Origin of the sequence: Mesorhizobium sp. M6A.T.Ce.TU.016.01.1.1 (genome assembly GCF_003997065.1) — a bacterium.
GTDB lineage: Bacteria > Pseudomonadota > Alphaproteobacteria > Rhizobiales > Rhizobiaceae > Mesorhizobium > Mesorhizobium mediterraneum.
Map to the genome: position 1 here is coordinate 1 of NZ_RZTJ01000175.1, position 330 is coordinate 330.

The following is a 330-nucleotide window of genomic DNA, read 5'->3' on the forward strand; positions in this document are numbered from 1 at the left end:
CAAAAGTTGAAACAGAACCGCGCGCAGGCGACATTCAAACGAAACATATGTGATGCAAAAGTCACATTGGCCGGAATGCCAACCAACTGCACGGAAAGACCCCGAATCAGCCGCATTCCAGCCACGAAGCAAGGCATTTTCGACCAGATATTAACATCACGTTCACCGACTATTCACGCCTCGACGCTATGATGACCGCAATTCGGAAGGGACATCCGAAAATCGGGACAGGGACAAGGTAATGAACTTCCTCGCGCACCTCATCGGCTATGCCGCCGCCATCCGCGAATTCGTTGCGCCGACCTACCGGCCCGAACGCTATTACATGCG

Annotated in this window: 1 protein-coding gene; it reads left to right on the forward strand. The window is 53.3% G+C overall.

Annotated elements, in window-relative coordinates:
• On the forward strand, positions 1-192 hold a 192-nt coding region (locus EOC94_RS34445; protein WP_206639317.1), incomplete at its 5' end, for a hypothetical protein.
• Between the last annotated feature and the right edge of the window lie 138 nt (positions 193-330).